The organism is Symbiobacterium terraclitae, assembly GCF_017874315.1.
Lineage (GTDB): Bacteria > Bacillota > Sulfobacillia > Symbiobacteriales > Symbiobacteriaceae > Symbiobacterium > Symbiobacterium terraclitae.
In genome coordinates this window covers 20741-47093 of record NZ_JAGGLG010000035.1, presented here as the reverse complement: position 1 = coordinate 47093, position 26353 = coordinate 20741, and the positions used below count along the sequence as shown (strand labels likewise).

The following is a 26353-nucleotide window of genomic DNA, read 5'->3' as shown; positions in this document are numbered from 1 at the left end:
TGGGCAGCCCTTGCCTTTGGCTAACGGGCTGGTGCCACCTCGCCCGTATTGGACTTTCACCAACAAGTCAGCGCCCATGCTGGGCGCACCGCGAACAGGGCGCCGGTCAACCCGGCGCCCTGTTCACGCGTATTCGGTGGGCTCATGCTCCTTGCTGCCGCCCGCAGCAGAACTTGTACTTCTTCCCCGACCCGCACGGGCAGGGGTCGTTGCGGCCGACCTTCTTCCCCTCGGTCCGGGTCGGCTGCCGGGGCTCTGCGCCCTGGCTGCCCGACTCGATCATGATCCGCGGCCGCTGCGGCTCGCGTGCCACCTCGATCGTGAAGAGGTTGCGCACCACGTCCCGCTGGATGGAGCGGATCATGTTGTTGAACATCTCCATGGCTTCCATCTTGTACTCGATCAGCGGGTCCCGCTGGCCGTAAGCCCGCAGGCCCACGCCCTCGCGCAGGTCGTCCATGGCGTCGAGGTGGTCCATCCACTTCTCGTCCACGGTGCGCAGGATCAGGAAGCGCTCCAGCTGCCGCATCATCTCGGGCCCGAGGCGCTGCTCCTTGTCCTCGTACGCCCGGGTGGCCGCCTGTGCAATGGCCTCGGCCAGCTTCTGCCGTCCCTCCTGCTCCCGGCGGACTCCGGCGATGGCCGCTCGCAGGTCCTCGACCTTCACGTAGCCCTTGGGCACGCCGGCCTCCTCGGCCAGCACCACGAGGATCTCGGGATCCCACTCCTCGAAGTAGACGTCCTCCGGCACGCCCTCCTCCACCACAGACTGCGCCAGGGCGGCGATCGCGTCGAGCGCGACCTCCCGGGTGTCGTGCCCTTCGAGCACCTGGCGGCGCTGCTTGTAGATGAGCTCGCGCTGGGTGTTCATCACGTCGTCATAGTTGAGCACGTGCTTGCGAATGTCGAAGTTGCGGGCCTCGACCTTCTTCTGCGCGTTCTCGATGGCCTTGGAGACCATCGGGCTGTCGATGGGCACGTCCTCCTCGATGCCCAGCTTGTTCATCAGGTTGGCGACCATCTCGCCGCCGAAGAGGCGCATCAGGTCGTCCTCCAGGGAGACGTAGAACCTGGACTCACCCGGGTCGCCCTGGCGGCCGGCGCGGCCGCGCAGCTGGTTGTCAATGCGGCGGGCCTCATGCCGCTCGGTGCCGATCACGCAGAGGCCGCCGACGGCCCGCACCTTCTCCGCGTCCGCCGCGCACTTCTCCTCCTCTTCCTTGAGGTACTTCAGGTAGACCTGGCGGGCCGCCTGGACCTCGGGATCCTCGGAGGGGATGATGTCGGTGGCCGCGATGATCAGCTCGGGCGGGTAGCCGTCGGCCCGCATGCGCTGCCGGGCGGCGAAGTCGGGGTTGCCGCCCAGCAGGATGTCCGTGCCGCGGCCGGCCATGTTGGTGGCGATGGTGACCGCACCGAACCGGCCCGCCTGGGCGATGATCTCGGCCTCCCGCTCGTGGTACTTGGCGTTGAGCACCTGGTGCTTGATGCCCCGGCGGGTGAGGATCTGGGAGAGGTACTCCGACTTCTCGATGGAGACCGTGCCGATCAGCAGGGGCTGGCCCCGCTTGTGCCGCTCCGCCACGTCGTCGGCCACGGCGTTGAACTTGGCCCGGACCGTCTTGTAGACGATGTCGGGGTGGTCGATGCGGATGACGGGCTTGTTGGTGGGGATGGCGATGACGTCGAGTCCGTAGATCTTCCGGAACTCCTCCTCCTCCGTCAGCGCGGTACCGGTCATGCCGGCGAGCTTCTTGTACATACGGAAGTAGTTCTGGAAGGTGATGGTCGCCAGCGTCTGGGTCTCCTCTTCGATCTTGCAGCCTTCCTTGGCCTCCACCGCCTGGTGCAGGCCGTCCGACCAGCGCCGGCCGAACATCAGGCGGCCGGTGAACTCGTCGACGATGATGACCTGGTCGTCCTTCACCACGTAGTCGCGGTCGCGGTGGAAGAGCTCCTTGGCCTTGATGGCGTTGTTGAGGTAGTGGACCAGCTGCTGGTTCTCGCCCTCGTAGAGGTGGTCGATGTTCAGCCACTTCTCCACCTTGGCGACACCCGCCTCGGTGGGGGCGACGCGCTTCTCCTTCTCCTCGACGATATAGTCCTCGTCCTTGACGAGCCGCTCGGCGATCTTCGCAAAGGTGTAGTACAGCTCGGTGGGCTTGCCGGAGGGGCCGGAGATGATCAGCGGGGTCCGGGCCTCGTCGATCAGGATCGAGTCGGCCTCGTCGACGATGGCGTAGTGGAACTCGCGGTGCACCATGTCGTGCGGGTACATCGCCATGTTGTCCCGCAGGTAGTCGAAGCCGAACTCGTTGTTGGTGCCGTAGGTGATGTCGCAGGCGTAGGCCTCCCGCCGCTGGGCGGAGGTGAGCCCGTGCACGATCAGCCCGGTGGTCATGCCCAGGAACTTGTAAATGCGGCCGATGTCGTCGCGGCCGACCCGGGCCAGGTAGTCGTTCACGGTGACCAGGTGGCAGCCGCGCCCCGTGAGGGCGTTCAGGTAAAGGGGAAGCGCAGCCACCAGGGTCTTGCCTTCACCGGTCTTCATCTCGGCGATATTGCCCTCGTGCAGCACGATGCCGCCGATGAGCTGTACGTCGTAGGGCCGCTTGCCCGTGGCGCGCACAGAGGCCTCTCGGACCACGGCAAACGCCTCGGGCAGGAGCTGCTCCAGCGTCTCCCCACGGCCCAGGCGCTCCTTGAACTCGACCGTCTTGTGGGCGAGTTCGGCGTCTGAGAGCTTCTGCATCTGCGGCTCCAGGCTGTTGATCAGGGCCACCGTCTTCTGATGGCGCTTGACGACCTTCGCGCTGTAGTCGCCAAAGATGCTGGTGAGGAACTTCAGTGCCACGCTTACACCTTCTTCTTTCTTCTGCCAGTTGGCTGGCGCCGTGGAATTAAACCGGTCTAGGTTTAGATGCAATGAGCCCCGCGATGGGTTCGCGCCGGGCGGACATCCGCGCTATTTTAGCATGCATCGCCGGGACAAGCAACGGAATATGATGGGCAAGTTCAGAAGAGCGTGACGGAACCGCGCCCTCCGCCAGCCGCCCCTCTTCACGCCCCTGCGGTCTCTTCCCTCATGGCGATCGCCCGGTCGGCCAGCAGCCAGAGGCCGCCGGCGACGACGGAGTGCCCTCCCAGCACCACGGGGATGCGGCAGTTCACGGCCGCCCGGGTGAAGGCGCGCACGAAGGGGTCCCCGATCCGCTCAACCATCCCCAGGTCGGAGTGGAAGCGGTCCCACTCGCTCACCCGCCGGCCCCTGTCGGTGAAGAGGACGCGGGTGTCGAAGAAGACCGCGCTGCACACGTCGCCCATCCGGTCGAAGAAGCGCTCCGGGCCCAGGTCCGCCACCATGTCGGCCACCAGGGAGCGCACCTCGCCCCTGGCCTCCCGCCCCAGCGCCTTCATCCCCCGCTCCTCCGAGAAGACCCGCAGCCGCACGGGGAGGTTGCGGTTGAAGTGCTCCATGATCGCCGAGCCCACCCGCCCGATGAGGGCCACCTCGGGCAGCTCCGTGGCGAGGATGTCGGCGGCGGCCCGGAGCCGGTCGCCGGGCCAGGAGACCGCCCGCAGCGCCGCCTGCGCCCGGGGGCCGCCCCGCCCGCTCAGGGCCAGGATCAGGTAGTCGGTGGGCGTGTCCAGGTCGAAGTGGATCGCGGCGGAGTGCGGAATCAGCACCCGCTCCATGCCCGCCTCCTGCAGCAGCCAGCCCAGTAGGTTGTCGTTCTCCGGCGGCTCCACCCGCTCCAGGTAGGATGCCGGGTACCAAGCCACCAGGTCCACGGACTGGACATTGTTCACCACGACCGTCGGGCCACCCTGCAGAAGCGCCTGGCGGATCCAGGCGATCTCGTGCTGCTCGATCAGCGGCAGCGCGGCTCCGCTCAGGTAGATGACGGCGTCCGCACCGGACGCGCGCACCGCCCGCTGCAGGGAGCGGCCGAAGTGGAACGGCGCCGAGCCGCGCGTGTCGAAGACGCCAGCGCCGAGCCGCTCGGCCGCCGCCGCCAGGGCCGGGTAGTTGGTGGCCAGCACCACCTGGTCGAGACCGGCCGCGCGGAACTTGGCCACTGTGTCAAGGGTGACGGCGTGGCGCAGTCCCATCAGGCACTCCTGGAGTTCGTTCTCTGGTTCGGGCCCGCCCTCGAAGATGATCGCTGCCGTGCGCACGGTCGTGCCTCCTAACACGGTACGGCCCCGCCGCCCGATGGCGGCGGGGCCGAAGTCAGCCGCGGCTCAATACTCCGGCTCCAGCAGACCGTAGTCGCCGTCGTGCCGGCGGTAGACCACGTTCACCTTTCCAGTATCGCTGTTGACGAACACGAAGAAGTCGTGCGAGAGCAGGTCCATCTGCAGGATCGCCTCGTCGACGGTGACGGGCTTGACCGGGAACCGCTTGGTCTTGACGACCTTGCCGTCCAGGTCGGCCGCGACGTCCTCGTCGGCCGCCGGCACCGCCTCGACCCCGGCGGAAGCCCCGCGGCGGCGGAGCCGGGAGCGGTACTTCTGCACCTGCTTCTCGAGCTTGTCAGCAACGAGGTCGATGGAGGCGTACATGTCACCCGTGGCCTCCTCGCCCCTCAGGATCAATCCGTTCAGATCCGCAGTAACCTCGATGATATGGCGCCCCCGCTCCACGTAGAGGTTGACCTGCGCCGAGATCGGGTGGTCCACGAACTTCTCGATCTTCCCAAGCTTCTTCTCGACGTACTCGCGAAGCGACCGGGTGATCTCGATGTTCTTGCCGCGTACCGCAACCTGCATAGCGCCAACTCCTCCCTTCTCGACAGGCCCTGCCGGACCTCCATCAGGGCTATGACTTTCTTCCCCTCCGGCATGCCGTTTCCCTGCCGCGGCGCTCCCGCTACCTAACATTATCCTGCATCCGCGGGGCCTTCATCCCCGCGCGGGCAGCGGCTTATGCACACCATGTGCCTATCCCGGCTGTGGATAATGGGGATAAGTCTGTTGATAATGGTTTCTACAAGGAGCGCGCGTGGGGATAACCATGTGGACCCAGGCAGGCGCGCCCGGCGCGGCCGCCGAAAAGAATAGGGGAACGGACCCGGCACAAACTGCAGCCAACCGGACGGAGGTCTCGGGATGGAGAAGGTATTCGAGTTTCCCGCGGGACTCTACGGATTCCCAGATATCAAGCGCTATGTCGTTGCGGACATCCCCGGCGGCGGCGACGTGTTCAAGCAGCTCCTGGCCGTGGACCACCCCGACGTGGGCTTCACGCTGGTCTACCCCTTCGCCCTCTTCCCCGATTACAACCCGGACATCCCGGAGGAGGAGCTGGAGGCGGTCGGCGCCCAGAACGCGGAGCAGGTGCTGCTCTACGCCATCGCCCAAGTGCCGGCGGAGTTCCGGGAGGCGACGGCCAACCTGCGCGCGCCGCTGCTCTTCAACCCCTTCACCCGCAAGGGCCGGCAGGTCATCCTGGCCGACGACCGGTACCGGACCCGCGAGCGCCTCTTCCCCAGCAAGTCCGCCCCCGCAGAGGAGGCCCCCTGATGCTCGTGCTCACCAGACGGCTGGACGAGTCCATCCTCATCGGCGACGACATCGAGATCAAGATCGTGCAGGTGCGGGGCACCGGCCCCCAGGCGGTGGTGCGGCTGGGCATCACGGCCCCCCGCTCGGTCACCGTGCTGCGCAAGGAGATCTACGACGAGGTGGTGGCCGCCAACCGGCAGTCGGCGCAGGGGGCCGCACTGCTCCCGGCCGAGCTGCTCCAAGCCCTCGCGCCGCATCCGCCTGGCAAGGGTGGCGCTGGCGATCGGGAGGAAGGTCAGAGATCATAGCCGGACCCGGCGAATCCGGCCCTGGCGGCGGGAATCGGCTTGTCCGACACCGCGAGCACGGCCAGGTTCACGCTCCTGGCCCCCGTGGCCCACAGCACCGCGGCCGCCGCGGCCGCCGTCGCACCGGTCGTCAGCACGTCGTCCACCAACAGGGCGTCCCTGCCCGCCCAGGCGGGGATCCGCCCCCTGCGCACGCCGAAGGCGCCGGCCAGGTTGCGCCATCGCTCCGCGCGGTCCCGCCGGGTCTGCTCACCGGTGCGCCGCAGCCGGACCAGATCGCCCTCCACAACGGGCGCGCCCAGCTGGGCGGCGAGCCCCGCGGCGATGCGCTCGGCCTGGTTGTAGCCCCGGTCCCGCTGCCTGCTGGGGTGCAGCGGGATCGGGATGATCACCTCGGGCGGCTCCTGCACCCGGGCCGCCAGGTAGCCGCCGAGGGCCACCCCCAGCGCCTGGCGCCCGCGAAACTTCACGTGGTGCACGGCCGTCCGCAGCACCCCCCGGTGCAGTCCCAGCGCCCAGACGCGGCCGAAGGGCGGCGGGTCCGCACACTCCGCGCAGAACCCGGTGCCACCCGCGATGGGGCGGCTGCAGTTGGCGCAGAGGCGCGCCTCCGGATCGAAGGGCATCGCGGCCCAGCAGGCGTCGCACACCGGCACCGTTTCGGCGATGGTCGCCAGCGGCGGCGGCGGTTCGGCCAGCGGCCCGTCGCAGGTCAGGCACGTGCTGCGGGGCGGCCAGAGGATGGACACCAGCCCCTCGATGATGGTGCGCAGCAATGCACTCACCCCCGGGCGAGCTTCGCCGCGGGGGTGTTGTTATCCTTCTTTTTCCAGCTCGCCGTTCAGGTCCACCACGACGACCCTGGTGGCCGATGCCGCCGCCGCTGCCCTGGCGACCGCCTCGCTGCGCGGCAGGTGGCCCAGCTCCAGCACCGGCGCCAGCCCGAGGCGGCGCGCCAGCCGGGACAGCATCGCCGCCGACTCGTCCCGCGAGCCCAGGTCCACCAGCACCAGCTCCGCGTCCACCTGTCGCGCCAGGCGGCTCAGCGCATCCTCCAGCCACTCCGCCTGGTCGCGCACCAGCACGACGTAGGCCACTCGCTCCTCCGCCAGGCGGATGCGGGCGAGCAGCCCCGCCACCCGTGCGACGGCGGCAACCGCACCGTATGCCGCCAGGGCCAGCAAGCCCCAGAAGAAGGCGCCCTCGCGCACCGCCTCTCCCTCCCGATCTGTAAGGTATGAGGGAGCGTGAGCAGGCGGTACCGCGCGGCGGCGGTCGCCGACGTGCGGCGCCGCCGCCGCGCGCACCAGGGACCCGGGCAGCGGCGCCAGCGAGCACGTCATCCGCGGTACCGTGTGCACGCCGGTGCCGCGGGAGAACGGCACCCAGGAGCGAGCAGTGCTGCAACGGGCCGCGAACGCCGGTGCCCCGGGGAACGGCGCCGACCAGCGCGAACGGCGGCAAAAAAGAAACACGCCGGCTTACCGGCGTGCTCTTCACTTGTGTTACAGCCCCGCCCGCTCCCGCAGCTCGGCGGCGCGATCGGTGCGCTCCCACGGCAGGTCGAGGTCGGGCCGGCCGAAGTGGCCGTAGGCGGCGGTCTGCCGGTAGATCGGCCGGCGCAGGTCCAGGTCGCGGATGATCGCGCCCGGGCGCAGGTCGAAGGTCTCCCGCACGATCTCGGCGATGCGCTCGTCGGGCAGCCGGCCGGTGCCGAAGGTCGTCACCAGGATGGAGACGGGCTGGGCCACGCCGATGGCGTAGGCCAGCTGGACCTCGCAGCGGCTGGCCAGGCCCGCGGCCACGATGTTCTTCGCCACCCAGCGGGCGGCGTAGGCGCCGGACCGGTCGACCTTCGTCGGGTCCTTGCCCGAGAAGGCGCCGCCGCCGTGGCGGGCGTAACCGCCGTAGGTGTCCACGATGATCTTCCGGCCGGTGAGCCCGGTGTCGCCCTGCGGGCCGCCCACCACGAACCGCCCGGTGGGGTTGATGAAATACCGGGTGCGGTCGTCCAGCAGCCTGCGATCGATCACCTCATGGATGACGTGCTCGATCACGTCCTTGCGGATCTGCTCCTGCGTGGTGTCCGGGTCGTGCTGGGTGGAGACGACGACGGTGTCGATCCGCGCCGGGCGGCCGTCGACGTACTCCACGGTCACCTGGGTCTTGCCGTCGGGCCGCAGGTAAGGCAGCGTGCCGTTCTTGCGCACCTGCGCCAGGCGGCGCGCCAGGCGGTGCGCCAGGCTGATCGGCATGGGCATCAGCTCCGGCGTCTCGTCGCAGGCGAAGCCGAACATCATGCCCTGGTCGCCGGCGCCGATCTCCAGCTCCTTCTCCGTCACCTGCCCCCGCACCTCGATCGCCACATCGACGCCCTGCGCGATGTCGGGCGACTGCGGGTCGATGGCGGTCATCACGCCGCAGGTCGAGCCGTCGAAGCCGTACTTGGCACGGGTGTACCCGATGTCGCGGACCACGTCGCGCACCAGGCCGGCAATGTCGACCCACGCGTCGGTGGTGATCTCGCCGGACACGATCACGAGGCCGGTCGTCAGCATGGTCTCGCACGCCACGCGGGCCCTGGGGTCGAGGGTCAGAAGGGCGTCAAGCACTGCGTCGGAAATCTGGTCCGCCATCTTGTCGGGGTGGCCCTCGGTGACGGACTCAGACGTGAAGAGATACCTCCCCTTCGGCTCAATCATGGTACTCCGCTACCTCCTCTAGCACGGCTCACGGCCGACGGCACTGGCACACATCAAAACCCTCTTCGAAACGAAGAGGGTTGAATGATGCTGCTCTTCCCTCTTATCTTCCGGGTCGTCCGCCCGGCTGGATTTGGCACCTCACCCGCTCCGCGCAGGCCGGTTGCCGAAGCTTCATTGGGCCAGTCCCTCCGCTTCTCTCGATAAGAGTATTCAGTTCTACATGCTCTGCCTAGAATACCACCCGTGGGTTATGGTGTCAAGCAAGGGCGATGCGCGCCAGAACCGGCGCCGCATTGCACCTCTATCCTGCCCCGTTGGCCAGCGAACCATCCACCAGCGCGAACTTCAGCGTGGCCTCCGCCTTCAGGTCGTCGCCCACGTACGCCTTCCCCTTGCCGACGCCGAGCCCCCGGCGCATGGCCACCAGCTCCACCTCGAGGCGGAGCTGGTCTCCGGGCACCACCGGACGGCGGAAGCGGGCGTCGTCGATGCCGGCAAACAGCGGCACCTTGCCCGCGTGCTCAGGCTGCGAGAGCACCGCCACGGCCCCGGCCTGCGCCATGGCCTCCAGGATCAGCACCCCCGGGAAGATGGGATTGCCCGGGTAGTGCCCCTGGAAGACGGGCTCGTTGGCCGACAGGTTCTTCACCGCCACCACGCGCTTTCCCGGCTCAAGCTCCAGCACCCGGTCGATCATCAGCATCGGGTACCTGTGCGGGATGATCTCCATGATCTGCCTGATATCCAGCGGGTACGCCCCCCCGATCCGTGGAATTCTTATGTTCAGTATTCCCCAGTTGCGCCGTCTCTCCTCTCACGGAAGGGTTGACTAACATGTAGGAGAGCGGTAGCATTACCCTACGGGGTATGGCTCAAGACAACCGGAGGTGTCATACAGGATGATCAAGGTCACCCCGGAAGCCGCCGCGGAGATCGCCCGGCGCCTGGAGGGCAAGCCGGAGAAGGTCGGCTTCCGCATCTACGTGCAGGGGTTCGGTTGAGGCGGTCCCAGCCTGGGCCTGGCTCTGGAAGAGCCAGCCGAGTCCGACGTGACGATCGTGAACGAGGGCATGCGCGTCTACCTGGAAGACCGCGTAGCGCGGTGGTTCGACGGGGCCGAGCTCGGCTTCCAGTCGGACCCATGGGGCGGGGAGTTCACCTTCCAACACCCCAACCTGGGAGGCTGCTAGGCACATACGGGGAGCGGGTCTCCGCTCTGCTCGCGGATGTACTGGGGGTCAAAGGCCCCCAGTACTTTCGTGCTGTGCGCAAGATCAATCCCGGGGGCGATGCCGCCCTCCGGTCCGCCTGCTATCATGGCGCCAGATCAGTCTGATGCTGTTCACCGTCGAAAAACGACATTTCACCGGTCTCTAGCGACATCTCGTCGGATCACGACTCCGGCCTCGCCGCTGCGTTGCGGCGTCCGCAGAGCGGGCCCGAGCCAAGCAGCCCAGCCCTGCACCTCGGCGCGCCCGACCGCGGCGATGGGGATGCCCGATGGATCCGCTGCGTGGTGGTGCCGGGCTGGATCGACGACCCGGCGGATGTGGAAGCCCTCGCCGTCCTCGTAAAGCGGGGAGGCCATGGGGATCTCGTACCAGCTGGAGGGCGTTGCGCCCCCGCCCGGCAGCACCATGGAGCGGATCCGGCGGCAGCTGACCGGCAGGGGGATCTCCGTAAGCTGAACGGGCGGCAGGTCGGATGCGTGGAACTGTGCGAGCGGTGACCGGGAGGCCTGGACCGCAGCAGGCGGTCCAGGCCGTCTTTCTGCGCGCCGGCACACCGCAGTCGAACACAGGTTGGCGTTGACCCGAACACGGGTTTGTGTCATACTGTCATCAGGTGTAACGACACGAGAACGCGAGGAGGGCACCTCATGAACCGGGACGCGGTGCTGACGAACCTCGAGTCCTTCGTGGTTCGGGCCAAGAGCCGTACATACGTGGGTTCCGGACCGAAGCTCCTCCCCTACCGCCTCGGCTCACAGGATCTGCAGTACGCCGAAGGCGACTGGGTGTATCACGACAGCTACTTCGGCAACAGCGATTTCGCCGGTCAGGAGGTCGTGTACTATCAGGGAACGCCGGTGTGGGTGCAGAACTACTTCGGCTACCTGATCCGCCCGGACAGGATCACCGCCGCGGAGGCCGGCGCCATGATCAAGGAGAGCCTGACGGCCATGTACCGGGAAGGGCGGTTCCTCGGCGGCTTTACCTACGCCTCCGGCGACCTCACCTACGTGGACACCAGCGAGGGCGACGTCTTCCGGTTCCAGGGGCAGGAGTGGATCCTGCGGGACGGCGAGCGGGTCTACACCCTGCGCTACCACGGCGGGCTCGTCCGCTGACCCGGCCCCACTGTCCCGCTGACGGCCGCAGCCCGGGCGGAATCCCTCCGCCCGGGCTGCGCCGTCTACTCGCCCGCGATCTCGTCGTACCACTTGCGGTAATGCTCCTTCGCCCACCGCGCTGGCACCCAGCCTGAGAGCATCCCCGAAAGCCCCTCGCGAAAGCCGGGGAGCAGCGTGGCCAGGTAGATGTGGCCGATCACCACGCAGCCCAGGAGCATCGCCGTGAGCGAGTGGACGGGGATCACCCACTGCATCAGGGACGCAGGCAGGTGCGTCTTGTACACCATCATCCACCCGGTGATCACCATCACGGGCCAGCCGAGGATCTGGAGGATGGAGTTCACCTTCTCACCGGCGTTGAACTTCCCCTGGGGCGGCATGTCGCCCTTCAGCCCGAACAGCTCCCGCAGGAAGCCGGGGAAGAACCTGAGGTCGTCCCGGTCGAAGCGGAACACCTCCCGGACCCACCGCGCGGTCGCCCGGCGGGCGGCGATGAGCAGGATCGGGATCGTCAGCACCGTGAACGGGATGGCCATCCACCGGTGCAGTTGGCCGAAGAAGCGCAGCCCGGCGGTTCCCAGCAGGCCACCGAAGCCCCGGACCACCAGGGCCATGCCGGTGAAGAGCAGGATCAGAAACGTGATGGCGTGGTTCCAGTGGGCCAGGCGCGATCCCAGGCTGAACCGGAGCACCCGGCCGTCCGGATTGCCCGCGCGGACCCCACCCTGTTCTTGCGCGCTAACCCTGGCCGTGCTCATGCTGCGCCCCCTCCTTTCGGCGGGACCTGAACGTGCTGACGGCGAGGCTGAGCAACACCGCCGCCAGCGTGGAGCCCATCAGGATCTGCCCGGCCGGCTGGATGATCGACTGCCAGGCGTAGGTGGCCGCCGATGGCTTGAAGTCCGCCGGCAGCGCCGCCCGGTCGATGTGCTCGGGCAGCCGGTAGTAGAAGCTGGTGCCTGCGATGTGGATCACGTCCGGCGCCGCGATCTTCTCGTGGATCGGGTCGGCGGGGTCGTCCAGGTCGCCTGCCATGCGGGCGCCGGTCAGGCAGGTCTGCTCGCAGGCCGGCCGCTCGCCCGCCGCAAGCCGGTCGAGGCAGAAGGAGCACTTCCGTACCACGTGCGCCGCCTCATCGAAGCTGCGGGCGTCGTACGGGCAGGCCGTCATGCAGTACTGGCAGCCGATGCAGTTCTCGTCATCGACCTTCACCGGTCCCTCGGCCGTCTTGTATGTGGCGCCGGTGGGGCAGACCGCCGCGCAGGGCGGCTCGTCGCAGTGCAGGCACTGGGTGGTGATGAAGCTGGACTTCACGTCGGGAAACGTGCCCACCAGCATCCGCTCCACCCGGGTGTAGCGCATGTCCCAGTCCAGCCGGTTCAGCGCCTGGCAGGCCACGGTGCAGGCCTCGCACCCGGCGCAGATGGAGAGGTCCACGAAATAGGCGTAGCGGGTCATGCCTTCTCACCCACCTTCCGCACCGTTACCGTGGCGTCGCCCTGGCCCAGGGCGGCCGAGACCGGCGTGACCATGAGCGGGTAGAACCAGCCGTCGGCCGCCCCCTTGCCGTAGGCCAGCCGCTGCTCGGGCGCCATCGTGCCGAAGCCGTGGCACATCCAGACGCAGTCGGGGCGGATGCCCTCGGTCACCCGGGCCCGGATGCGCTGTACCCCGTACTCGTTGGCCACCTCCACCAGGTCGCCGTCGGCGATGCCGCGGGCCGCGGCGGCCGTCGGGTGGATCCACAGGTCGTTCTCCGGCATGCGTGCGTGGAGCGCAGGCACGTTCTGCGTGTAGCCGTTGGTGTGCACGGCCATGTGGCCGTGCAGGAGGCGCAGCCGATCGCCCTCCGGCTGGGTCTTGGGCGGAACCCAGCTCACCACCTCGGTGCCGCCCGAGAGGGCGAACCCCTTGTGGACCAGCTCGGCCCTGCCCGAAGAGGTGGGCAGGACAGCATAGTCGGGCGGCGTGGCCGAGACCTTCATCACGCCCTTCTCCCTCAGGTGCTTGACCGTCCAGCCGGTGGGCTCCAGAAGGGCGTTGTTCCACTGCTCCATGGTGAAGTTGAAGTACTTGTCGTTGCCCACAACCTTCGCCAGGCCCTGCAGGATCTGCAGGCAGTCCCGGGTGTTGTACAGCGGCTCCACCACCGGCTGCCGGAGCGACACGGTGTCGCCCACCACCGAGATGGCGTCCATCCGCTCCAGGTAGTGGTGCTCGGGCAGCACGTAGTGCGCGAGCATCGCCGTCTCCGACATCTGCGTGTCGATGGCGACCACCAGCTCCAGCTTCTTCAGGGCCTCGATCCAGCGGCCCTGGTCACCCGAGGACTTCACCGGGTTGACCCGGTAGAAGATCGCCGCCTTCAGCTCGTACGGCTTCTTGGACTCCACCACCAGCGGGATCGCCTGGATCGAGCCCAGGCTCAGCGGGTACTTCGTGCCCGCACCGTCGAACCGGGCCGCGGTCGGCGCCGGGTACGGCGTCCATGCCCCTGCACCTGCAGGGGTACCGGTGGCCGCTCAGCCGCCGCCGCCGGAGTCAACCACGGCGCCCTCCGGGACGTCATCGATGGTTCCCTGCGCTACCTTGGGCGAGAGCTTCAGCCCGCCCTTTGCGCCCAGGTTGCCGAGCAGGGCGTTGACGATCGCCCCGGCCCGGGCGGCCTCGTAGCCGTTCCAGTACATGCCGTTGCCGCCGTGCCAGCCCGGGTCCACCACCGCCGCCGGCGCCGCAGCCGCCATCTCGCGGGCCAGCTGCCGCACCTTCTCGGCGGGGATGTCAGTGTGCTGCTCCTGCCATTCGGGCGTGTACTGCAGAATACCCTCCTTCAGCTGGTCGAAGCCGTTGGCGTGGGTATCAATCCACTCCTTGTTGTACAGGTTCTCGGTGATCAGCACGTTGGCCACCGCCAGGAGGAAGGCCAGGTCGCCCGCCGACTTGATGGGGATCCATTCACCCCAGCCCGCAAGCTCGGAGTGCCGTGGATCCAGCACCACGATGCGGGCACCGTTGGCCTTGGCCCTGGCCAGTGCGGCCACCTCGGACACCTTGATGCCTCCGAGCAGATTCCGGCCCGGGCTCAGGTAGAATTTGACGTTGGCGTAGTCCACCGAGGGCAGCGCGCCGAACACGGCCGAGTAGCCTACGTTCCGGTTGGCGAAGCAGTTGGCTGCGTGCCCCACGTGGTTGGGTGAGCCGAACGATTCGGTGAAGCGCTTCGTCAGGGCCGAGTTGAGGTTGTTGTACTCGGCGAAGACCAGGGCCTCGGGCCCGTGCAGGTTGCGAATCTGGTTCAGCTTTGTGCCGATCTCTTCAAAAGCCTGTTCCCACGTGATGGGGTAAAGCTTGCCGTCCTCCCCCCGCTTCATGGGCTCCTTCAGCCGGTCGGGATCGTACAGCGCCGATGCCCCCGCGTTGCCCCGGGCACACGGCCGCCCCAGATTGGTCGGATGGTCGGGGTTCCCCTCGATACGGGTCACCCGTCCGTTCTCCAGCACCGCGAACACGCCGCAGCGGCTGGTGCACATCTCGCAGAGCGTCGGCACCCGCCGGACGTCTGCCGCAGCCTGTGCACGGCGCCGCGGAAGACCCAGATCCACCGCCAACGCGCCGGCCGCCACGCCGCCCAGCTTCAGGAAGTCCCTGCGGTTCAGTTCCGCCAATGCCGTCACCTCCCGTTCTTGCACACAGGGGGGCCTGCCTGCCGGCAGAGCCCCCCAGCGCCTGTCTTGCAGCCGCTACTTCACGATGGGCAGCTCGGCCTTCTCGTAGTTGGGGAAGCCGCCCTTCAGCGACATGGCGTTGTAGCCCGCCATCCGCAGAACAGCTGTGGCCTGGCTCGAGGTCTGGCCCGAGTAGCAGTTGATGACGATCATCTTGTCCTTGGGCAGCTTGTCGAAGTTGGCGCCCAGCTGCGCGAACGGGATGTTGACGGAGCCCTCGACGTGGCCGGCGGCGAAGTCGGTGTCGTTGCGGATGTCCAGGAGGAAGATGGACTGGTCGCCCGCATCCAGCTTCGCCTTCACGTCGGCCGCGTCGATCATGTTCTTATGGCTGGCCATGTTGTTGAAGTAGGCCTGGGCCTCCTCCATCAGGATCGCGTCCACGTCAACGGGCTCGGGCTCGGGACAGGCCGGGCACTCAGGGCACTGCGAGGTCTGGCTGGCCGCCGCCGGCGCCTGGGCGCTGCCGCCGCAGGCGGTCAGCGCCGCCAGGGAGAGGATCAGGGTCAGGGCAAGAACCAGGTGACGCATCCGCTTCGTCATGTGATGACCTCCTCCGCAGATCTCAGGATCAAGCGTGTCTGGCTCCGAAGAGCACCGCTGCGGCTGCCGCTCTGCCGATTCGCTCACCCCGGCTCCCCCACTCCCCCGACCGGAGCGATCCTTGTGCTCTCACTCACAACATAGCACGGCAATACCCGCCAAGCCTAGAGCCACGGCCATTTGAAGGGATTATCGGTATAAGGACAGTCTTATGGCTGGGCGAAAAGAACAGGCGGCCCTCCCCGAAGAACTAGGGGAGAGCCGCCACAAATGGCACGGCCGGAGGATACCCCCGGTCGTATTCTGCCTCTAGAATTACAAATAGCGATACATCAACCGCCGCAGGATCACGGCGCCCAAGGCTGCGCCGCACACGGCACCCAGCATCCAGTACCAGGGCTGGGGGCTGAGGTTCACCATACCGGTCAGCACCGCGCCGATCGTGCAGCCCCAGCCCACCCGGGCACCGTAGCCCATGAGCACCCCGCCGGCCAGCCGGATCAGGGAAGGCGCCCGGCCGCCAGGCCGGCGCACGCGGAACTCGCCGCCGAACCGGGCCCCGAGGAAGCCGCCCGCCAGGAGCCCGATTGCGTAGGCCGCGGCCGACATGTCGGTGAGCAGGAAGGCCCGCGTCACGCCCCACCCCTGGCCCGTGAACGCGGTGGACGCGACCAGCAGCACCGCCATCACCAGGGCACCCCACTCCGGCGGCCAGGGCTCACGCAGCAGCCCGCGGCGAGGCCGGGCCGGCAGCTCCTGCCCGATGCGGGCCTGCCGCCACTCCCAGGCGCTGACCAGGCCCAGCGCCAGCGCCAGCAGCACCACCGCGATCCAGGCGTTGAACGTCGGCTGCAGCACCGCGGACGGCAACAGCGGCAGCTTCGGGTAGAGCCAGGTGCCGGCCAGCATCCCGGCGAGGATGTAGAGCTGCGAGAGCTGCCCCTCCCCGAGGCGCCAGAAGGCGCCGGCGGCGCAACTGCCCGCCAGTACCATGCCCACGGCGAAGATGGCACCACCCAGCCACGCCCCTGCCGGACTGGGCCCGGCCACGGGGCCGTGCGCAGTCGCCTGGCCTGCCTGAAGGAAGGCGCCGCCTGTCACCGTCAATAGGAAGAGCAGCAGGATCGCCCGGGTCATCCGGAGTGCCCGGAAGAGATACAGGTCGCGCAGGGCGCTCACGAAGCAGAGGCGCGAGCGCTGGAAGACGAAACCGCACAGCGTCCCGGCCACAAGGAGCCAGCCGAGCATCTGCGTCGCCGTCACGAGTAAGACCTCCCGCACACCCGTAGGAGGGTATCGCGCATGAACACAGCCCTCGAAATCTTCTGCACTGTGGCGAAGCACGGATCCATGTCCCGGGCCGCCGCCGAGCTCCACCTCTCGCAGCCCGCCATCAGCCAGCGCCTGCGGGCGCTGGAGGAGCAGTACGGCCTGCCGCTCTTCCGCCGCACCAACCGCGGCGTCGAGCTTACGCCGGCCGGCGAGACGCTCTCCCGCTACGCCCAGCGCATCCTGCGGCTGGAGCGGTCCCTGCAGGAGGAGATGGAGAGCCTGCGGGCCGAGGAGCCCCGGCAGATCGTGGTGGGAGCCACCTCGGCCATCGGCGGCTACGCGCTCCCCTGCACGGTCTACCTGTTCCAGCAGAAGTATCCCCGCACCCGCATCCATCTGCAGATCGGCAAGCGGAGCGAGGTGATCCAGCGGCTGGAGGACGGCCTGGTGGGCATGGCGCTGGTGGAGGGGCCTGCGGTGGAGCCCCGGGCCGTCGCCCACGACTGGCAGGTGAGCGTGATCAGCGAGGAGGACCTGGTGTTGATCACGCCGGCCACCGGCCCTATTGCCGCCCAGGAGCGCTTCACGGCCGACGACCTCTGCCGGCTGCCGCTCATCGTGCGGGAGCAGGGCTCGGGCGGGCGGCTGGCCGTGGAGGAGGCGTGGAGGGCCGCGGGCCGGCAGCCTTCGGACCTGAACATCGCCATGGAGCTCACCAGCGTCGATGCCATCAAGACCTCGGTGGCCTCGGGACATGGCGTGGCCCTGGTCAGCAAGTGGTGCGTGCGGGCCGAGGCCCGCATGGGTCACCTGCGCATCGCCCCGCTGGACGGGATCCGCTTCACCAGCTCGTGGACCCTGCTCTACCCCAGGAGCGGCATGCGCTCCACTGTCGAGCGGGCGCTCCTGCGCACCCTCCGCTCGCCCGCGGAGCGCGGGTTCTGCTGAGCGGCGGCCGCCCTACAGCCGCTCGATCTGGAACTGCCAGATGCCGTCGGCCACCTCTTCCACCCGGAAGCGGCAGGGCAGCTTGCGCAGGTGCTCCCTGAGGAGGCGCACGGTGCAGGAGTGGTCAGACTCCATGATGAGCCGGTCTCCCGGCTCCATGGCGCGCAGCTTGGCCTCGGCCTTGATCAGCGGCGCAGGGCACATCTCGCCGTACACGTTGAGCGTGTAGGTCGCCACGATCCCACCCCCGGCAGAATGATTCGTTATGTCAGTAACAAAACCCTTGCAAGAAGGGCCGCGGCTCCTCGCCGCGGCCCTTACAGGTCTGCCCATCACTGGATCCTGCGCAGCACCACCAGGTGGTCGTCCTGCACGTCGAACTCCTCCAGCACCCGGCCGGTCCCCTTGGCCACGCAGGAGACCGGATCGTCGGCCAGGTACGCCGGAACGCCGGTCTCGGCGGCGATCACCTGATCCAGCCCGTGCAGCAGGGAGCCGCCGCCGGTCATGACCATGCCCCGCTCGATGATATCGGCCGAGAGCTCGGGCGGCGTGGCCTCCAGCACCGCCTTGATCGTGTCGCAGAGGGCGGTGACCAGCTCGCTGACCGCCTCCCGCACCTCGGCGGAGGTGATGGTCACGGTCTTGGGAAGGCCGGTCATCAGGTCGCGGCCGCGCACCTCCATCGACTCGTTGCGGCTGTCGCACCCGGCGCTGCCCACGGCGATCTTGATCTCCTCGCCCGTGCGCTCGCCGATCAGCAGGTTGTACTTCATCTTCACGTAGCGAACGATGGCCTCGTCGAACTTGTCGCCGCCGATGCGGATCGACTCAGTCCGCACCACGCCGCCCAGCGACAGCACGGCCACATCGGTGGTGCCGCCGCCGATGTCGATCACCATGTTGCCCACCGGCTGGGTGATGTCCAGCCCGGCGCCCAGCGCGGCGGCCAGGGGCTCCTCCACCAGCGTGGCCTTCCTGGCCCCGGCCTCGATGGCGGCCTCCACCACCGCGCGCTTCTCCACGGTCGTGACGTTGGCCGGGATGCAGATCACCATCCGCGGACGCGACAGAAGGCGGGGCCCCGACACCCGCCTCAGAAACGCCTTGAGCATCGCTTCCGTCACGTCGTAGTCGGCGATGACCCCTTCCCGCAGGGGGCGAATCGCTATGATGTTGCCGGGCGTGCGCCCCAGCATGCGACGGGCTTCCTCGCCGATCGCCAGGACCTGCTTGGTGTCGCGGTGCATCGCCACCACGGAAGGTTCCCGCAGGACGATTCCCTTACCCTTGACGTAGACGAGCACCGTCGCCGTGCCCAGGTCGACTCCCACATCTGTAGCCCATCCAAACACTGTTTGATTGCCCCCTGTTCAAGGCTGGAAAGTTATTGACTGCCTTTCCAGCTTCGACGCCAGGAGGCAAACTCCTTCGCTGGTCGGACAGGCTAGCGCTCGAGGTACTTCTGGCGAGTGGCCGCTCCCCCGCGAATGTGGCGTTCTGCCTTGTTGTGATCCAGGACACGCTTGACCTTGGCGGCCAGCTCGGGGTTAATGCGGGGCAGGCGCTCCGTTACGTCCTTGTGCACGGTACTCTTGGAGACGCCGAACAGCAAGGCTGTATCCCGCACGGTGTCCCTGGTCCGACAGATATGGTTGCCTATTTCGAGTACACGCTTCCAGATGTGGTCTTTCACCGCTGGGCCCCCTTCGCCCTGGATGGTTGGTAGAGTCTATTGGAGCGAAGGGGCAAACATGACGGCGCAGCCACTGGGGGTCGCTGGAAACGCGCGCGGCGCCCGCCCACTCCCGGAGGCCGGGGGGCGGGTGTCGCACACGTTCTTGCGCTGCCGGGTGCCGCGCTGGAGCGCCGCGCCGGCTGTGCGGGATGTCGTTACGGATCGATGTGCAGCTCAGGGTCGACCGGCTCGCCCTCAATCAGGAGGCTGAAGGCGAGGTGCGGGCCGAGGTTCCGCCGCAGGGGGCCGGGGCGGCCCACCTGACCGATGATCTCGCCCGCCGAGACGGCGTCGCCCTCGGCGACGCTCACCTCGTCCAGGCCGGCGTACCTGGTCTGCCGGCCCGCCGCGTGCTCCAGCAGCACGGTCGTCCCGTCCACCGGATGCTCCTCCACCGCTACCACCCTGCCGGCAGCGGCGGCCACCACGGGCTGCCCCGGCGTCGCCTCCAGCGCCACGGCGTCGTAGAGGCGGTAGTCGCCCAGGCTCTGGTCCACCGAGCCGAAGGCCTTCACCACGACGGGGACGCCCGAGAGCGGCCAGGAGAATGCCGGCACCGCCTCAACGTCGTCGGCGGCGGCCACGCCGGTCTCAGCCGGGGCCCCGGTGTCCGCAGTTCGCCCAGGGACGTCCGGGGCCTCGGTACCGCTGGTCGCAGCCGTACCGGAGGCGGTTGACGCTCCGGTCGGCATCCCCGTCGACGCCTGGGTGCCGGCCGCCGCCGGTTCGCCGGGAACGGGTTCGGTCCCGGCACCCGGGGCGGGCTCGGGGCCGGCGGGCGCCATGCGGAACTGGTAGAACGCCATGCCGCCGATCAGCAGGAAGAGCAGGGCGCTGGCGACCAGCGCCAGGCGCCGCTCGGGAGGAAGACTGCCCGGCCAGAGGTTGGGCAGACCACGCACAGGCTTCACAACAGATCACCTCGTGAATAGCCTGCCCATTTCTGCGGCAATTCAGACCAGCTTATGGCAGCTCCGCCGCCTGTGTTTCGAATAATCGGTTCAGGCTGACACCCGTATAGTAGTGGGTGAGAATCTCGCGGTAGGTCTTTCCCGCCAGGGCCATGCCCTGCGCGCCGTACTGGCTCATGCCCACGCCGTGGCCGTCGCCGTGGGTCTCCACGACCACCTCACCGTCCTGCCAGAACACCCGGAAGTCGGTGGAACGGAGGCCCAGCCGCTCCCGGAACGCCCGTCCGGAGAGCGTGATGTCCCCGATCGCCACCTCCTTCACCCGCCCGCCCGCGGTGCGGGCGGTCACCTGTACCGGCGGGAGTCCGGCCCTGGCGGCGGCCGTAACCGCGAGCACCGGTTCCTCACCGCCCGCCGCCACCGCCCGGGCAAACGCCTCCGGCGTGAACCGTCGCTGCTCGACCAGCCGGGGCGCGTCCGCCCCCCAGGTGTCGTCCACCGGCACCAGGTAGGGCAGGTGGGTGGAGAAGTACTCGCCGGCACTCTCGGTCATGCGGCCGGAGACCGCATGGTAGAGGGCGTCGATCAGCTCGCCCTGATACGTGAGCACTTCGCCCTCGGTCTCGGCCTGCGCCAGGCTCAGGCGGGCCCAGAAGTCCGCCGCCGCGGCGGGCCCGTACTTCTGCACCAGCGCGTCACGGCTCATGTAGGCCTGGCTGGTGCGGTGATCCGCGCAGACGTCGGCCTCGGGATGAAGCGGGCATCCCCCCTGCCCGCCGAACTGGCGCATCCGGCGCACCGTGTAGGTCCGGGCGACCACGAACTGCGCCTTGAGCGCCTCCATGGCGAAGTCGGCGGGCATCTCCGCAGCCACCACCCCCTTCAGGTACTCCCCCAGGGGCATGGAGACAACCGCGTCTTCCTCGGGGAAGTAGACGGCGACCTCCAGCGAATCGGCCCCGTCGGGCTCGGGTACGGCGCCGGGCAGCGGCCCGGCGAAGGGCGGTCCGTACAGCAGCGACGTCGGCGTCGCAGCGGCCGGGATGGCACCGGCCGGCGGGTTCGGCGTGCGCCGTACGGCGCCGAGTCCGGCCGGAAGCGTCAGGGTCAGGAGCCCGACGAGGAGTCCGGCGACGAGGAGCAATCGCAGCATGACCTGACCTCCGTCTCCCGGATGGGTGGGGTGGTGACACCCCTATCTCTATGGGGGACCTGTCCCTCGTATTACATAAGGCCAGCCCGGGCTTGTCAGTAGTCGCTGCGGACCAGCGGCCAGCCGATCCAGAACCGGTCGCCCCCTGGCTGCTGGCGCACGGCCACCTGCACGTTCACCTCGTAGGGCCCTGGCGGCAGCAGCGGCGACCAGCCGGCGATCGAGGCCGCCCTGTCCCCGGCCCAGGGCTGGCGCGCCCGCGCCGCGAGCCCGTCCAGCGCAGCCCCGGCCAGGGTCAGCGGGTCGTCAGCCCCCGCGGCGCGGCCCGACAGCTCAACCTGGACCGGCACCCACATCCCCTCGGCAGCCAGCGCCCCTTTGAGGGCCGCGTAGCGGTCGGCCCAGCCGGCTGCGGCCTCCCCGGTCAGACGCCACTCCACCGACAGCACCGGCCCGCCGATCCCCCCCTCCACGGCCAGCCTGCGCCGCTCGGAGGGCGGTTCCCCCTCGCCCCATCCCAGGCGCGCAGCCAGCCGCTGCCCCACGTCCGGGTCCGCAACCGGCTCCGTCACGAACAGGGCGGCCTCCTCCAGATGCCCCCCGGCCGCGGCCACCGCCCGGTCCAGGGCAGCGATGCCCGGCCCGGGGGCCGGGGCCGACTGCGTGCGCACGGCAGCCAGCGCCACGTAGACGAGCAGCAGCGGGAAGGCGGCCAGCAGAACGGGTCGGCGCATCCGTTCACACCTCCTACGAGGAGTGTTGCCTCCCGGGCGTGCATGTAAACGGGAGGCTGCGCCGGTGTTATCTGGCGTCCGCGATTCTTAGCAGGAATCCGAGAGATTCCACCGAAATTGGGTGCAAGGCTTCGTAATACGGCCGGCGGGCACAGCGGTGCCCATTCTTCGTTCATGCCGCAGGATTGTCACACGATTCACAAGGGGCGGTGATCACCGGTGCACACGTACCTGGCGACGGGCGTCGCGGTGGGCATCGGTCTGATCGTAGCTGTGCCGCTGCTCCGCTGGGGACCCGTGTGGTGGCGGCTGTGGCGGCGTGAGGTGGCCAACCAGGAGGCGTTGGCCGCGGCAAAGGAGGAGCTGCAGAAGGAGGCGAGCCGTCTGTTCCCGTACACGCCAACCGAGCTCCAGGAAGCACTGCAGAGGCAGGGCTACTACCTTGACACGCTGACCACCACCAAACTCTGGTCGTACCTCCGCCAGGGAAAGCCAGTGGGACTGCGGGGCGAACCAGGCATCGGCAAGTCGCAGCTGGCCGAGTCGTTCGCCAAGGCCATGGGGTACGACCTGGTCGACATGGAATGCCACAGCCACCTGGAGGCCGAGGAGATCGGCATCTCCTGGAACGGCTTCAAGCAGATCGTTGACGCCCAGGCCTACCAGAAGACCGGCGGCGGCGAGCCGCCGAACCTCTACACGCTGGAGTACCTGAACCGCACCCCGCTGCTCGAGAGCGTGCTGGCCGAGCGGCCCACCGTGGTGCGGGTGGACGAGGTCGACAAGCTCAACGAGCACACCACGAACTTCTTCCTGCGTTACCTGGACCGCAAGGAGCTGGTCGTGCACAACCTCGACGAGCCAGGCCAGTCGCGCGTGCTCAAGGCCCGGGCGCCGCTCTTCATCTTCCTCACGTCCAACGAGTACAAGCGGCTGGACACGGCCTTCATGCGCCGGACGGTCTGGCTCGACCTCAACTTCCCCTCTGAGGGAACCCTCGCCCGCATCATCCAGCAGGCGGTCGGGGTGCCGGCGGACTTCGCGGCGCGCGTCGCCCGCATCATCGTGCAGCTCCGGCAGCTGAACATGGAGAAGAAGCCCGCCATCGCCGAGGCCATCGAATGGGCCAGGGCCCTGGTAGACGTGGGCGACGGGCGCATCACCCCCGAGACGGTGGAGGTGACCATCGGCTTCCTGGCCAAGTACCCGGAGGACGAAGCCATCGTCAAGGAGGCGCTCCGGCAGTGGTACGACGGCTTTGGACGAACCGCCTGACACGGGCCGTAGCCCGCTGGCTGCGCCTGTTCCTTCGCTGGCTCCTCGTCTGGGCAGGCCACCTGCTCGGCCGCGGCGGGCGCGCCCTGCGCACGGCGGCCCACGTGGCGCGCCTCTTGCTGTTCAGCCGTGATCCCAACAACCTCTACGTGGTGCCGACGGAAGGAGCCCACCACCGGGAGGAGGCGGCCGCCGCCCTGGAGGAGGTGGCGGTCGGCGAGCGCTCCACCTCCCTGCTGTGGGCGGGCGCCGCCCCCCGGGACCTTTCGGATGCCGGGACAAGCCGCCTCACCCTCTGGCGGGGGCTCACCCCGTCTTCGGCCGCCGACAGCGCGCTGGGGGCCGACGCGGCCAACCGCCGCTACGCCTACGTCGACCTGCTGGCCTCGCCGATCCGCAAGCTCTCGCCCCGGGACATCCAGCTGCTGGAGGAGCTCCTGGAGCGGCTGGCGCGCAAGTGGCTCGACATCGACGAGACCTTCCGGCCGTGGCCCCGCCGCAACCGACTGGACGTGGGACGCACCCTCCGGTACAACATCCCGCGCTACGCCGGGGCCGTCCTCCAGTTCCGCTGGCCGGTCAAGGTGATCCCCGAGCCGCAGCCGGCCCGGCCGGCGCGCATCCTGGTCATCGGCGACGTGTCCCACTCGATGGTCCATTACGTGAGCATCCTGCTCTTTTTCTTCCATAACCTCAACTTTCGGTTTGTGGTGGAAAGCTACGTCTTCAGCGAGAAGGCCACCTACGCGACGTCCTACCTCAACGGCATGGGCTCCTTCGAGAGCAAGGTGCAGCGGCTGATGCAGGGCGCCCGGTCGTGGAACGCCGGCACCCGCTTCGGCTCCGCCCTGGCCGAAATCGCCGGCCACGCCTACGTGGACGACCAGACCTACGTGCTCATCGCCACCGACGGCAAGGTCTCCCTCAAGGAGGACGAGAAGGAAAAGATCGCCCTCTACATGGGCGAGCTGCGCCGGCGGGCCCGGCAGGTGATCTTCATCACCCCCTCCGCGGAGTTCTCCGGGGCCGCCAGTGGCGAGGGCCGGCAGAAGCAGCGCCGCCTGGGCACGTTCCACTACGGGTACCACCAGGTGCCCGTCTGGCACATGGGCTCGCCGCTCTGGTACGGCACCCTCAGCCGGTACGCGGACCGGCTTTACCTGGTGCGGACCGTGCAGGACCTCATCGACATGGTTGAGAACCTGCTGATCAACAGCGCCGCAGACGAGTTCACGGCCGGGCGGCCGCGGCGCTCGAGCTAGCGCCATAACGCAAGCAACACCCCAGCCCGTGAACAGGCTGGGGTGTTGTCCATCTGCGCCTACTTCTCGTCCTCCAGCACGCCGGCGGCCCGCAGGCGGGCGATCGCCCTGCGCAGGGCGGCCTCTGCCCGGGTCCGGTCGATGCTGGCCTTGCGGTCGCGCAGCCGCGCCTCGGCGCGCCGCTTCGCCTCACGGGCGCGCATCACGTCGATGGACTCGGCCTCCTCGGCCGCGTCGGCCAGGACGGTGATCTTGTTGTCGGAGACCTCGACGAAGCCTCCGGTGACGGCCACCCGCTTGAAGGCGCCGCCGCCGTCCTTGTAACGGAGGACGCCGATGCGCAGGTTGGCCACCATGGGCGCGTGGTTCTTCAGGATACCCATCGACCCATCCACCACCGGAACGACCACCGCGTCGGCGGGGACGTTCTTGAGCACCGTGTGCTCGGGGGTGATGATGGTGATCGTCATGTCTGCGGCCATTCTAGCTCACCTCGGCCAGCAGCTTCTTACCCTTCTCCACCGCCTGCTCGATCGTGCCGACCATGTAGAAGGCCTGCTCGGGCAGATCGTCGTGCTTGCCCTCGAGAATCTCCTTGAAGCCCTTGACCGTGTCCTTGATGTCCACGAACTGGCCTGGGAGGTTGGTGAACTTCTCGGCCACGAACATCGGCTGCGACAGGAAGCGCTCGATCTTGCGGGCCCGGGCCACGATGAGCTTATCCTCATCGGAGAGCTCATCCATACCGAGGATGGCGATGATGTCCTGCAGTTCCTTGTAGCGCTGCAGCACCTTCTGCACGCCGCGGGCCACCTCGTAGTGCTCCCGGCCGACGATATTGGGGTCGAGGATCCGGGAGCTGGAGTCGAGCGGGTCCACGGCCGGGAAGATCGCCTTCTCGAACACGGCGCGGGAGAGAACCGTCTGCGCGTCGAGGTGGGCGAAGGTGGTGGCCGGGGCCGGGTCGGTCAGGTCGTCGGCCGGCACGTAGATCGCCTGCACCGAGGTGATGGAGCCCTTCTTGGTGGAGGTGATGCGCTCCTGCAGGTAGCCCATCTCGGTGGCCAGCGTCGGCTGGTAACCCACTGCGGAGGGCATGCGGCCCAGAAGCGCGGACACCTCGGAACCGGCCTGCGTGAAGCGGAAGATGTTGTCGATGAAGAGCAGCACGTCGAGGCCCTGCTCGTCGCGGAAGTACTCGGCCATCGTCAGGCCGGTCAGCGCCACGCGCATACGGGCGCCGGGCGGCTCGTTCATCTGGCCGAAGACCATCGCCACCTTGTCGATGACGCCGGCCTCGATCATCTCATGGTAGAGGTCGTTGCCCTCACGGGTGCGCTCGCCCACGCCGGCGAAGATCGAGTAGCCACCGAACTTGTAGGCGATGTTGTGAATGAGCTCCTGGATCATAACCGTCTTGCCCACACCGGCGCCGCCGAACAGGCCGATCTTGCCGCCGCGGGCGTACGGGCAGAGCAGGTCGATGACCTTGATGCCGGTGGGCAGGATCTCGGTGGCGGGGTCGACGTTGGCCACGCCCGGAGGCTCCCGGTGGATCGGGAGCGAGACGGGGCTCTTGACCGGCTCCTTGCCGTCGATGACCTCGCCCAGGACGTTGAACATGCGGCCCAGCACGGCCTCACCCACGGGCACGGTGATGGGCGCCTGGGTATCAATGACGGGCTCGCCGCGCCGCAGGCCGTCGGTGGAGTCCATGGCGATGCAGCGCACCTGGTTGTTGCCGAGGTGCTGCGCGACCTCCAGGGTGAGGTTGATGTCACCCCGCTCCCCACCGTTCCGGATCACGAGGGCGTGATTCAGCTTGGGCAGATGGCCGTCAGGGAACTCCACGTCAACGACGGCGCCCATGATTGCGAGGATCTTGCCAATCGGTTCGCTCACTGCAGGTCTCCCTCCT

Annotated in this window: 28 protein-coding genes and 1 riboswitch; of the genes, 7 read left to right on the top strand and 21 right to left on the bottom strand. The window is 68.4% G+C overall.

The features are described 5' to 3' along the window. Window positions 1-142: 142 nt before the first annotated feature. The 3 genes from secA to hpf all read right to left on the bottom strand — a co-directional run bounded on the left by secA (window position 143) and on the right by hpf (window position 4773). Window positions 143-2854, bottom strand: coding sequence for a preprotein translocase subunit SecA (secA, locus tag J2Z79_RS16010; RefSeq protein WP_209467905.1), 2712 nt, complete (start codon window positions 2852-2854; stop codon window positions 143-145). A gap of 206 nt (window positions 2855-3060) precedes the next feature. Next, on the bottom strand, window positions 3061-4179 hold the full coding sequence (locus J2Z79_RS19035; protein WP_209467904.1) for a glycosyltransferase family protein: 1119 nt from the start codon (window positions 4177-4179) through the stop codon (window positions 3061-3063). Window positions 4180-4245: 66 nt separating this feature from the next. After that, on the bottom strand, window positions 4246-4773 hold the full coding sequence (hpf, locus tag J2Z79_RS16000; protein WP_209467903.1) for a ribosome hibernation-promoting factor, HPF/YfiA family: 528 nt from the start codon (window positions 4771-4773) through the stop codon (window positions 4246-4248). A gap of 339 nt (window positions 4774-5112) precedes the next feature. Here hpf and J2Z79_RS15995 point away from each other — a divergent pair, with 339 nt between their 5' ends. Then, window positions 5113-5526 (top strand): flagellar assembly protein FliW, encoded by a 414-nt coding sequence (locus tag J2Z79_RS15995; RefSeq protein WP_209467902.1) that lies wholly within the window; start codon window positions 5113-5115, stop codon window positions 5524-5526. Beyond that, window positions 5526-5816, top strand: a complete 291-nt coding sequence (gene csrA, locus J2Z79_RS15990) for a carbon storage regulator CsrA (protein ID WP_209467901.1) — start codon at window positions 5526-5528, stop codon at window positions 5814-5816. Before J2Z79_RS15995 ends, csrA begins: the two co-directional genes overlap by 1 nt. Here csrA and J2Z79_RS15985 read toward each other — a convergent pair. From J2Z79_RS15985 to fabZ, 4 genes are all read right to left on the bottom strand, one after another. Beyond that, window positions 5804-6592, bottom strand: coding sequence for a ComFC family protein (locus tag J2Z79_RS15985; protein WP_209467900.1), 789 nt, complete (start codon window positions 6590-6592; stop codon window positions 5804-5806). The genes csrA and J2Z79_RS15985 overlap by 13 nt on opposite strands. A 39-nt stretch (window positions 6593-6631) precedes the next feature. Next, complete coding sequence (locus tag J2Z79_RS15980) at window positions 6632-7027, bottom strand: glycosyltransferase family A protein (RefSeq protein ID WP_209467899.1); 396 nt, start codon at window positions 7025-7027, stop codon at window positions 6632-6634. 294 nt (window positions 7028-7321) lie between these two features. Then, on the bottom strand, window positions 7322-8518 hold the full coding sequence (gene metK / locus J2Z79_RS15975; protein WP_209467898.1) for a methionine adenosyltransferase: 1197 nt from the start codon (window positions 8516-8518) through the stop codon (window positions 7322-7324). Between the two features lie 100 nt (window positions 8519-8618). Then, window positions 8619-8728, bottom strand: a riboswitch (SAM riboswitch). 94 nt (window positions 8729-8822) lie between these two features. After that, entirely contained in the window at window positions 8823-9269 is a 447-nt protein-coding gene (fabZ, locus tag J2Z79_RS15970) for a 3-hydroxyacyl-ACP dehydratase FabZ (RefSeq protein ID WP_280953766.1), read from the bottom strand. A 301-nt stretch (window positions 9270-9570) separates the two neighbouring features. Here fabZ and J2Z79_RS15965 point away from each other — a divergent pair, with 301 nt between their 5' ends. Both J2Z79_RS15965 and J2Z79_RS15960 read left to right on the top strand, forming a co-directional pair. Continuing rightward, window positions 9571-9711 carry a hypothetical protein gene (locus J2Z79_RS15965; RefSeq protein ID WP_209467896.1) on the top strand — a complete coding sequence of 47 codons (141 nt, stop codon included), beginning with the start codon at window positions 9571-9573 and terminating at the stop codon, window positions 9709-9711. A gap of 689 nt (window positions 9712-10400) precedes the next feature. After that, complete coding sequence (locus tag J2Z79_RS15960; RefSeq protein ID WP_209467895.1) at window positions 10401-10871, top strand: DUF5680 domain-containing protein; 471 nt, start codon at window positions 10401-10403, stop codon at window positions 10869-10871. A 65-nt stretch (window positions 10872-10936) separates the two neighbouring features. On the opposite strand, the gene J2Z79_RS15955 is transcribed toward J2Z79_RS15960, so the two are convergent. The 6 genes from J2Z79_RS15955 to J2Z79_RS15930 all read right to left on the bottom strand — a co-directional run bounded on the left by J2Z79_RS15955 (window position 10937) and on the right by J2Z79_RS15930 (window position 16405). Beyond that, window positions 10937-11632 carry a formate dehydrogenase subunit gamma gene (locus tag J2Z79_RS15955; protein WP_245302874.1) on the bottom strand — a complete coding sequence of 232 codons (696 nt, stop codon included), beginning with the start codon at window positions 11630-11632 and terminating at the stop codon, window positions 10937-10939. Next, window positions 11613-12332, bottom strand: a complete 720-nt coding sequence (locus tag J2Z79_RS15950) for a 4Fe-4S dicluster domain-containing protein (RefSeq protein WP_209467894.1) — start codon at window positions 12330-12332, stop codon at window positions 11613-11615. Before J2Z79_RS15950 ends, J2Z79_RS15955 begins: the two co-directional genes overlap by 20 nt. Beyond that, window positions 12329-13270, bottom strand: a complete 942-nt coding sequence (locus tag J2Z79_RS15945) for a molybdopterin dinucleotide binding domain-containing protein (protein ID WP_209467893.1) — start codon at window positions 13268-13270, stop codon at window positions 12329-12331. The genes J2Z79_RS15950 and J2Z79_RS15945 overlap by 4 nt, the downstream gene beginning before the upstream one ends. A 126-nt stretch (window positions 13271-13396) precedes the next feature. Beyond that, window positions 13397-14539, bottom strand: a complete 1143-nt coding sequence (locus tag J2Z79_RS15940; protein ID WP_209467892.1) for a molybdopterin-dependent oxidoreductase — start codon at window positions 14537-14539, stop codon at window positions 13397-13399. Between the two features lie 75 nt (window positions 14540-14614). Next, window positions 14615-15142 (bottom strand): rhodanese-like domain-containing protein, encoded by a 528-nt coding sequence (locus tag J2Z79_RS15935; RefSeq protein ID WP_209467891.1) that lies wholly within the window; start codon window positions 15140-15142, stop codon window positions 14615-14617. A 315-nt stretch (window positions 15143-15457) separates the two neighbouring features. After that, complete coding sequence (locus tag J2Z79_RS15930) at window positions 15458-16405, bottom strand: YeeE/YedE family protein (protein WP_209467890.1); 948 nt, start codon at window positions 16403-16405, stop codon at window positions 15458-15460. 39 nt (window positions 16406-16444) lie between these two features. On the opposite strand from J2Z79_RS15930, the gene J2Z79_RS15925 reads away from it, so the two are divergent. Further along, complete coding sequence (locus tag J2Z79_RS15925; protein ID WP_209467889.1) at window positions 16445-17362, top strand: LysR family transcriptional regulator; 918 nt, start codon at window positions 16445-16447, stop codon at window positions 17360-17362. 12 nt (window positions 17363-17374) lie between these two features. Here J2Z79_RS15925 and J2Z79_RS19030 read toward each other — a convergent pair whose 3' ends face one another. The 6 genes from J2Z79_RS19030 to J2Z79_RS15895 form a co-directional block, all read right to left on the bottom strand. After that, on the bottom strand, window positions 17375-17599 hold the full coding sequence (locus tag J2Z79_RS19030; protein WP_209467888.1) for a sulfurtransferase TusA family protein: 225 nt from the start codon (window positions 17597-17599) through the stop codon (window positions 17375-17377). A 95-nt stretch (window positions 17600-17694) separates the two neighbouring features. Next, window positions 17695-18717 (bottom strand): rod shape-determining protein, encoded by a 1023-nt coding sequence (gene mreB, locus J2Z79_RS15915; RefSeq protein ID WP_209467887.1) that lies wholly within the window; start codon window positions 18715-18717, stop codon window positions 17695-17697. Window positions 18718-18809: 92 nt separating this feature from the next. Further along, window positions 18810-19058 carry a sporulation transcriptional regulator SpoIIID gene (gene spoIIID, locus J2Z79_RS15910; RefSeq protein WP_209467886.1) on the bottom strand — a complete coding sequence of 83 codons (249 nt, stop codon included), beginning with the start codon at window positions 19056-19058 and terminating at the stop codon, window positions 18810-18812. Between the two features lie 197 nt (window positions 19059-19255). Then, window positions 19256-20011, bottom strand: a complete 756-nt coding sequence (locus tag J2Z79_RS15905; protein ID WP_209467885.1) for a peptidoglycan DD-metalloendopeptidase family protein — start codon at window positions 20009-20011, stop codon at window positions 19256-19258. A 52-nt stretch (window positions 20012-20063) separates the two neighbouring features. After that, a complete protein-coding gene (gene spoIID / locus J2Z79_RS15900; RefSeq protein ID WP_209467884.1) occupies window positions 20064-21164 on the bottom strand; it encodes a stage II sporulation protein D in 1101 nt (366 codons plus the stop codon). A gap of 95 nt (window positions 21165-21259) precedes the next feature. Beyond that, entirely contained in the window at window positions 21260-21898 is a 639-nt protein-coding gene (locus tag J2Z79_RS15895) for a hypothetical protein (protein WP_209467883.1), read from the bottom strand. A 219-nt stretch (window positions 21899-22117) separates the two neighbouring features. Between J2Z79_RS15895 and J2Z79_RS15890 the strand changes: the two genes are divergently transcribed. After that, window positions 22118-23173: an AAA family ATPase gene (locus J2Z79_RS15890; protein ID WP_209467882.1), complete on the top strand. Its 1056-nt coding sequence runs from the start codon at window positions 22118-22120 to the stop codon at window positions 23171-23173. Then, complete coding sequence (locus J2Z79_RS15885; protein ID WP_209467881.1) at window positions 23143-24435, top strand: VWA domain-containing protein; 1293 nt, start codon at window positions 23143-23145, stop codon at window positions 24433-24435. Before J2Z79_RS15890 ends, J2Z79_RS15885 begins: the two co-directional genes overlap by 31 nt. A gap of 59 nt (window positions 24436-24494) precedes the next feature. Here the strand turns inward: J2Z79_RS15885 and J2Z79_RS15880 are convergent, their stop codons facing one another. Beyond that, on the bottom strand, window positions 24495-24917 hold the full coding sequence (locus tag J2Z79_RS15880) for a F0F1 ATP synthase subunit epsilon (protein ID WP_209467880.1): 423 nt from the start codon (window positions 24915-24917) through the stop codon (window positions 24495-24497). Between the two features lies 1 nt (window position 24918). Then, the gene (gene atpD / locus J2Z79_RS15875; RefSeq protein ID WP_209467879.1) at window positions 24919-26337 is read right to left on the bottom strand and encodes a F0F1 ATP synthase subunit beta; all 1419 of its coding nucleotides are present in this window, start codon (window positions 26335-26337) and stop codon (window positions 24919-24921) included. Window positions 26338-26353 lie beyond the last annotated feature (16 nt).

Bases quoted from the DNA above. Each gene is read 5' to 3' on its own strand.
- metK (WP_209467898.1), bottom strand. From the start codon at position 8,518: ATGATTGAGCCGAAGGGGAGGTATCTCTTCACGTCTGAGTCCGTCACC.
- J2Z79_RS15950 (WP_209467894.1), bottom strand. From the start codon at position 12,332: ATGACCCGCTACGCCTATTTCGTGGACCTCTCCATCTGCGCCGGGTGC.
- hpf (WP_209467903.1), bottom strand. From the start codon at position 4,773: ATGCAGGTTGCGGTACGCGGCAAGAACATCGAGATCACCCGGTCGCTT.
- csrA (WP_209467901.1), top strand. From the start codon at position 5,526: ATGCTCGTGCTCACCAGACGGCTGGACGAGTCCATCCTCATCGGCGAC.
- spoIID (WP_209467884.1), bottom strand. From the start codon at position 21,164: ATGCTGCGATTGCTCCTCGTCGCCGGACTCCTCGTCGGGCTCCTGACC.
- J2Z79_RS15935 (WP_209467891.1), bottom strand. From the start codon at position 15,142: ATGACGAAGCGGATGCGTCACCTGGTTCTTGCCCTGACCCTGATCCTC.
- J2Z79_RS15895 (WP_209467883.1), bottom strand. From the start codon at position 21,898: ATGCGCCGACCCGTTCTGCTGGCCGCCTTCCCGCTGCTGCTCGTCTAC.
- J2Z79_RS15995 (WP_209467902.1), top strand. From the start codon at position 5,113: ATGGAGAAGGTATTCGAGTTTCCCGCGGGACTCTACGGATTCCCAGAT.
- J2Z79_RS15880 (WP_209467880.1), bottom strand. From the start codon at position 24,917: ATGGCCGCAGACATGACGATCACCATCATCACCCCCGAGCACACGGTG.
- J2Z79_RS15925 (WP_209467889.1), top strand. From the start codon at position 16,445: ATGAACACAGCCCTCGAAATCTTCTGCACTGTGGCGAAGCACGGATCC.
- J2Z79_RS15960 (WP_209467895.1), top strand. From the start codon at position 10,401: ATGAACCGGGACGCGGTGCTGACGAACCTCGAGTCCTTCGTGGTTCGG.
- J2Z79_RS15955 (WP_245302874.1), bottom strand. From the start codon at position 11,632: ATGAGCACGGCCAGGGTTAGCGCGCAAGAACAGGGTGGGGTCCGCGCG.